Consider the following 6,780-nt stretch of genomic DNA (forward strand, 5'->3'; position numbering starts at 1 on the left):
GTCCGTGCGGTGCGGGCCCGCCGGGTCCACCCGGTCCGTGGTCTCCAGGACCACCTGGTCCGCCCGGTCCGCGAGGCGCGGGTCCGCCAGGACCGCCCTGGCCGTGGAAATTGCCCTGCGACTGCCCGCCAGGAGCGGGCGGCGCGCCATGGTTGCCGCCTGGGTTGGGTGGTGGCGGCCCGGGAGCGGCGCTGGCCGCTCCGGCACCCACACCCAACACCGCGGCTCCAAGAGCGCCGGCGATGGTAGCCCCCGCCATCAGTTGCTTGAAATTCACTGTCCTTCACCTGCCTACTTGTGTATTCAGCGGACGTTTCCCCCGACGTACCGAACGCTAGATAGCTCGCCTATGAATTAGCTACGAGAGACCTCTGGGAAACTTCTGCACGCTTACTCGCTCGGCGCGGCGGAGCTGAAAATCGCCGCATTTGCGCAGCTAGAACCGTTGCGGTTGCGCTGCATGTCACCCGGTTGCGGGGACCATCCCGCTCAGTAAGCCACGGCAATAACTGCGGCCGCCTCGTGGTTCATACTGGATGCAACACTTGAGCGCTTCAGGTGGATTCTTCTGACGAGGTGGCAGCGATGACGAGGTTGGACTCCGTCGAACGTGCGGTTGCCGACATCGCGGCTGGTAAGGCTGTTGTCGTCATCGACGACGAGGACCGGGAAAACGAGGGCGACCTCATCTTCGCGGCCGAAAAGGCCACCCCCGAACTGGTGGCGTTCATGGTGCGCTACACGTCGGGATATTTATGTGTGCCGTTGGACGGTGCGGTCTGCGACCGACTGGGCCTGTTGCCCATGTACGCCGTCAACCAGGACAAGCACGGTACCGCTTACACCGTTACTGTCGATGCGAAAAATGGTGTGGGAACTGGAATTTCGGCTTCAGACCGGGCTACCACGATGCGATTGCTTTCTGATGCGGGCAGCGTTGCCGATGATTTCACCAGACCCGGGCACGTAGTTCCGTTGCGCGCCAAGGATGGTGGCGTCTTGCGACGCCCTGGCCATACCGAAGCCGCCGTGGATTTGGCCCGGATGGCGGGTTTGTCGCCTGCCGGAGCGATCTGTGAAATCGTCAGCCAGAAGGACGAGGGCGCGATGGCCCAGACCGACGAGCTGCGGGTCTTCGCCGACGAACACGGTCTGGCGCTGATTGCCATCGCCGACTTGATCGAGTATCGCCGCAAGCACGAAAAGCACATCGAGCGCATCGCCGAGGCCCGGATCCCGACCCGGCACGGCGAATTCCGGGCGGTCGGCTACACCAGCATCTACGAGGACGTCGAGCATGTGGCTTTGGTCAGGGGTGAAATCGCAGGACCGAACTACGACGGCGACGACGTGCTGGTGCGGGTGCACTCGGAATGCCTGACCGGGGACGTGTTCGGATCACGTCGCTGTGACTGCGGGCCGCAGCTGGACGCCGCGATGGCGATGGTCGCGCGCGAAGGCCGCGGCGTGGTGCTCTACATGCGCGGCCACGAGGGTCGCGGCATCGGTCTGATGCACAAACTGCAGGCCTATCAGCTGCAGGACGCCGGCGATGACACCGTCGACGCCAACCTCAAGCTCGGATTACCCGCCGATGCAAGGGATTACGGCATCGGCGCCCAAATCCTGGTCGACCTCGGTGTTCGTTCGATGCGGCTGCTGACCAATAACCCCGCCAAACGGGTCGGGCTGGACGGGTACGGACTGCACATCATCGAGCGGGTGCCGCTGCCGGTACGGGCCAACGCGGAAAACATTCGCTATCTGATGACCAAACGTGACCGGATGGGCCACGACCTGATCGGGCTCGACGACTACGACGAATCCGTCCATCTGCACGGCGAATTCGGGGGAGCTCTATGAGTGGAGGCGCCGGTGTGCCGGACATGCCGGCACTCGACGCATCCGGAGTGCGGCTGGCAATCGTGGCCAGCACCTGGCACACCGAAATCTGTGACTCGTTGCTGGCCGGTGCCTGCAAGGTGGCCGACCACTGGGGTGTAAAGGACCCGACCGTGGTCCGGGTCCTCGGAGCGATCGAGATTCCGGTGGTGGCCCAGGCATTGGCCCGCGGCCATGACGCTGTCGTCGCATTGGGCGTGGTAATCCGCGGGGCCACACCGCATTTCGATTACGTCTGTGACACCGTAACTCAGGGATTGACCCGGGTTTCGCTGGATTCGTCGAAGCCGGTCGCCAACGGGGTGTTGACCACCAACACCGAAGAGCAGGCGCGCGATCGGGCCGGGCTGCCGACGTCGGCCGAGGACAAGGGCGCCCAGGCGACGGCTGCGGCGCTGAGCACCGCGCTGACCCTGCGCGATCTGCACGAAAAGCCGTGATCGTCAAGCCGAATCAGGACCGTTGGGATGTGCAAGTTCGTCCGCATCTGACGCCGTATTTCGCCTATGCGGCGGCGTTTGTGATCGCTGCGGCGCACATCGTGGTGGGCCTGCTGCTCAAGATCAAGTCAAGCGGCGTGATCTTCCAGACCGCTGATCAGGTGGCCATGGCCGGGCTGGGCCTGGTGATTGCCGGGCTCGTGCTGCTGTTCGCCCGGCCACGGCTGCGGGTTGGCGCTGGCGGGCTGTCCGTGCGCAACCTACTCGGCGAGCGTCTGGTGCCGTGGTCGGACGTGGTCGGTGTGTCGTTTCCCGCCGGTGCACGCTGGGCGCGGATCGATCTGCCCGATGACGAGTACATCCCGTTGATGGCGATCCAGGCCGTCGACAAGGACCGCGCCGTAGAAGCCATGGACACCGTCCGGGCACTGCTCACGCGATACCGACCCGAACTGCCACCGAACGTCACGCCAGCGTGACGTTGACCGCCGAGTGTCACGCCAGCGTGACGCTCGTCGCGCAGCTAGTACGCGTGATGGGCGTCGGTTCGCCGGACTAGCCTTAGAAACGTGCCTGATCCCGCGACGTACCGCCCCGCGCCCGGGTCCATCCCGGTCGAGCCCGGCGTATACCGATTCCGGGACCAGCACGGACGGGTGATCTACGTCGGCAAGGCCAAGAGCCTGCGCAGCCGGCTGACCTCCTACTTCGCCGACGTCGCCAGCCTGCACCCGCGGACCCGGCAGATGGTCACCACCGCCGCCAAGGTCGAGTGGACGGTGGTCAACACCGAGGTCGAGGCGCTGCAGCTGGAATACAACTGGATCAAGGAGTTCGATCCCCGATTCAACGTCCGCTACCGCGACGACAAGTCCTACCCGGTGCTGGCGGTCACCCTCAACGAGGAATTCCCGCGGTTGATGGTCTATCGCGGCCCACGCCGAAAAGGCGTGCGCTATTTCGGGCCGTACTCGCATGCCTGGGCCATCCGGGAGACCCTCGATTTGCTCACCCGCGTCTTCCCCGCGCGCACCTGCTCGGCCGGAGTATTCAAACGGCACAAGCAAATCGACCGACCATGCCTGCTTGGCTACATCGACAAGTGCTCGGCGCCGTGCATCGGAAGGGTCAGCGCCGAGCAGCATCGCCAGATCGTGCTGGATTTCTGCGACTTTCTATCCGGCAAAACCGACCGGTATGCCCGCAGCCTGGAACAGCAGATGAATGCTGCAGCCGAGCAACTCGATTACGAACGAGCCGCACGGCTTCGCGACGATCTCTCGGCGTTGAAGCGGGCCCTGGAGAAGCAGGCGGTGGTGCTCGGCGACGGCACTGACGCCGATGTGGTGGCATTCGCTGACGACGAGCTCGAAGCAGCTGTCCAGGTGTTCCATGTCCGCGGCGGCCGGGTTCGCGGTCAGCGTGGTTGGATCGTCGAAAAGCCCGGCGATCCCGGCGATTCCGGCGAGGCACGGCTGGTCGAGCAGTTCTTGACTCAGTTCTACGGTGATCAGGCCGAACTTGACGGCGCCGCAGACGAATCCGCCAACCCCGTGCCGCGCGAAGTCCTGGTGCCCTGTCTGCCGCCCAACGCCGACGAGTTGACCATTTGGCTGTCGGGTCTGCGCGGTTCGCGGGTGACACTGCGGGTACCGCGCCGCGGCGACAAGAAGGCGTTGGCCGAAACCGTGCAGCGCAACGCCAAAGAGGCGCTGCAGCAGCACAAACTCAAGCGGGCCGGTGACTTCACCGCCAGATCTGCTGCGCTGCAGAATATTCAGGAAGCGCTGGGTCTGGCTGACGCGCCGTTGCGGATTGAATGTGTGGACATCAGCCACGTCCAGGGCACCGACGTCGTCGGCTCGCTGGTGGTGTTCGAGGACGGGCTGCCGCGAAAGTCCGATTACCGCCACTTCGCGATCCGGGAAGCCGCTGGCCGCGGTCACTCCGACGACGTCGCGTCGATCGCCGAAGTGACTCGGCGCCGGTTCATGCGCCATCTACAGGACCAGGAGGATCCCAAAGTTTTGTCGCCCGAAGGCAAGTCGCGTCGGTTCGCTTACCCGCCCAATTTGTACGTCGTCGACGGTGGAGCTCCGCAGGTCAACGCGGCCAGCGCCGTCCTCGACGAATTGGGCGTCACCGACGTCGCGGTGATCGGCTTGGCCAAGCGGTTGGAGGAGGTGTGGGTGCCCTCGGAGCCCGACCCGCTCATCTTGCCGCGCAACAGCGAAGGTCTGTACCTACTGCAGCGAGTGCGCGACGAGGCGCACCGCTTTGCCATCAACTACCACCGCAGCAAACGGTCCAAGCGGATGACCGCCTCAGCGCTGGATGCGGTGCCCGGTTTAGGCGAGCATCGCCGCAAGGCGCTGGTAACCCATTTCGGATCGCTGGCCCGGCTCAAGCGGGCTACGGTCGACGAGATCACTTCTGTTCCGGGCATCGGGGTGGCGACGGCGACCGCGGTGCTCGAAGCGCTGGGAGGCCGCGCAGCCGGATCGGATGCGGCGGACCAGGACAGGGTCGCCGAACGGGCATCGGGATGACGGGTCAGGAAATGGACGGGGTGAATCAGGCCGTACCCGCGGGCCAGTCCGACAATCACGCTGGCGCAACGGAATCCGGCATTGATGTGGTTTTGGTCACCGGCTTGTCCGGTGCCGGACGCGGCACTGCGGCCAAGGTGCTCGAGGACCTGGGCTGGTATGTCGCCGATAACTTGCCGCCGCAGCTGATCACCCGGATGGTGGACTTCGGGCTGGCCGCGGGATCGCGAATCACGCAGTTGGCGGTGGTGATGGACGTACGCTCCCGCGGGTTCACCGGCGACCTGGACTGGGTGCGCAACGACCTGGCCACCCGCGATATCACCCCGCGGGTGTTATTCATGGAGGCCTCCAATGACATGCTGGTGCGCCGCTACGAGCAGAATCGCCGCAGCCATCCGTTACAGGGAGAGCAGACATTGGCCGAAGGCATCGCCGCTGAGCGCGACATGCTGGCTCCGGTTCGCGCCACTGCCGACCTGATCATCGACACCTCGACACTGTCGGTGCGCGAGCTGCGGGAAAGCATCGAACGGGCCTTCGGCGGCGAGACCGTCGCCAGTACCAGCGTCACCGTGGAGTCCTTCGGCTTCAAGTACGGTCTGCCGATGGACGCCGACATGGTGATGGATGTGCGATTTCTGCCCAATCCGCACTGGGTCGACGAGTTGCGTCCGCATACTGGGCAACATCCGGCGGTCCGTGACTACGTGCTCGGCCAGACTGGCGCGGCAGAGTTCCTGGAGACTTACCATCGGTTGCTGACCCTGATTGTCGACGGCTATCGCAGGGAGGGGAAGCGCTATATGACCGTCGCGATCGGCTGTACCGGCGGCAAGCACCGCAGCGTCGCCATCGCCGAGGCGTTGGCGCGGCTGCTGGAGCCGAACGAGCAGTTGTCGGTGCGGGTGTTGCACCGTGATCTGGGTCGCGAATGAGCCCACGCATTGTCGCCCTGGGCGGCGGACATGGTCTGTATGCGACGCTGTCGGCGGCCCGGCGACTCACCCCTCATGTCACCGCCGTCGTCACCGTCGCAGACGACGGTGGCTCGTCTGGCCGGCTGCGCAGCGAACTCGACGTGGTGCCGCCGGGTGATCTGCGAATGGCGTTGGCGGCGTTGGCATCCGACAGCCCGCAAGGCCGACTGTGGGCGACCGTTTTGCAGCACAGGTTCGGCGGTAGCGGCGCGCTCGCCGGGCACCCGATCGGCAACTTGCTGCTCGCCGGCCTCAACGAATTGCTGACCGATCCGGTCGCCGCGCTCGACGAACTCGGCCGCGTCCTCGGCGTGCGGGGCCGGGTGCTACCGATGTGCCCGATCGCGCTGCAGATCGAGGCCGACGTCTCGGGCTTGGAAGCCGACCCGCGGATGTTCCGGTTGATCCGCGGGCAGGTGGCCATCGCCACCACGCCGGGAAAGGTTCGCCGCGTCCGGCTGCTGCCCGGCAACCCGCCGGCCACCCGACAGGCCGTCGACGCGATCATGTCCGCCGATCTGGTCGTATTGGGGCCTGGATCGTGGTTCACCAGTGTGATCCCGCATGTGCTGGTCCCCGAGCTGGCCGCGGCACTGCAGGCGACCACGGCCCGGCGCGCATTGGTGCTCAACTTGGTGGCCGAACCGGGGGAGACGGCCGGCTTCTCGGTGGAGCGTCATCTGCATGTGCTCGCGCAGCACGCACCGGACTTCACCGTCCACGACGTGATCATCGACGCTGAGCGGGTGCCGAGTGAGCGCGAGCGTGAGCAGCTGCGACGTACGGCGACTCTGCTTCATGCGCAGGTTCAGTTCGCAGATGTGGCCCGGCCTGGTACACCTTTACATGACCCGGGCAAGTTGGCCGCGGCGCTGGATGGGGTGGGTGTGCGCGACATCTCCGCACAGC

Annotated in this window: 6 protein-coding genes and 1 pseudogene; 6 read left to right on the forward strand and 1 reads right to left on the reverse strand. The window is 65.4% G+C overall.

Annotation, left to right across the window (positions count from 1 at the left end; genetic code table 11):
- Positions 1–277: pseudogene (locus tag WAN71_RS16445) on the reverse strand (chitin-binding protein); the annotation flags it as partial.
- A 308-nt stretch (positions 278–585) separates the two neighbouring features.
- Here WAN71_RS16445 and WAN71_RS16450 point away from each other — a divergent pair.
- The 6 genes from WAN71_RS16450 to yvcK all read left to right on the forward strand — a co-directional run.
- Positions 586–1,863 (forward strand): bifunctional 3,4-dihydroxy-2-butanone-4-phosphate synthase/GTP cyclohydrolase II, encoded by a 1,278-nt coding sequence (locus WAN71_RS16450; protein ID WP_422226353.1) that lies wholly within the window; start codon positions 586–588, stop codon positions 1,861–1,863.
- Positions 1,860–2,342, forward strand: a complete 483-nt coding sequence (gene ribH, locus WAN71_RS16455) for a 6,7-dimethyl-8-ribityllumazine synthase (protein WP_422226354.1) — start codon at positions 1,860–1,862, stop codon at positions 2,340–2,342. Before WAN71_RS16450 ends, ribH begins: the two co-directional genes overlap by 4 nt.
- Complete coding sequence (locus WAN71_RS16460; RefSeq protein WP_422226357.1) at positions 2,342–2,821, forward strand: PH domain-containing protein; 480 nt, start codon at positions 2,342–2,344, stop codon at positions 2,819–2,821. The genes ribH and WAN71_RS16460 overlap by 1 nt, the downstream gene beginning before the upstream one ends.
- Positions 2,822–2,911: 90 nt before the next feature.
- A complete protein-coding gene (gene uvrC / locus WAN71_RS16465; protein ID WP_422226355.1) occupies positions 2,912–4,891 on the forward strand; it encodes an excinuclease ABC subunit UvrC in 1,980 nt (659 codons plus the stop codon).
- Between the two features lie 11 nt (positions 4,892–4,902).
- Positions 4,903–5,829 carry an RNase adapter RapZ gene (gene rapZ / locus WAN71_RS16470; protein WP_422226358.1) on the forward strand — a complete coding sequence of 309 codons (927 nt, stop codon included), beginning with the start codon at positions 4,903–4,905 and terminating at the stop codon, positions 5,827–5,829.
- The coding region (gene yvcK / locus WAN71_RS16475) for a uridine diphosphate-N-acetylglucosamine-binding protein YvcK (RefSeq protein ID WP_422226356.1) at positions 5,826–6,780 on the forward strand (955 nt) is incomplete at its 3' end. The genes rapZ and yvcK, both read left to right, overlap by 4 nt.

This window comes from Mycobacterium sp. (assembly GCF_049280035.1).
In the GTDB taxonomy this organism is placed as follows: Bacteria; Actinomycetota; Actinomycetes; order Mycobacteriales; family Mycobacteriaceae; genus Mycobacterium.

Coding starts and splice junctions, on each gene's coding strand:
- rapZ (WP_422226358.1), top strand. CDS start 4,903: ATGGACGGGGTGAATCAGGCCGTACCCGCGGGCCAGTCCGACAATCAC.
- WAN71_RS16450 (WP_422226353.1), top strand. CDS start 586: ATGACGAGGTTGGACTCCGTCGAACGTGCGGTTGCCGACATCGCGGCT.
- ribH (WP_422226354.1), top strand. CDS start 1,860: ATGAGTGGAGGCGCCGGTGTGCCGGACATGCCGGCACTCGACGCATCC.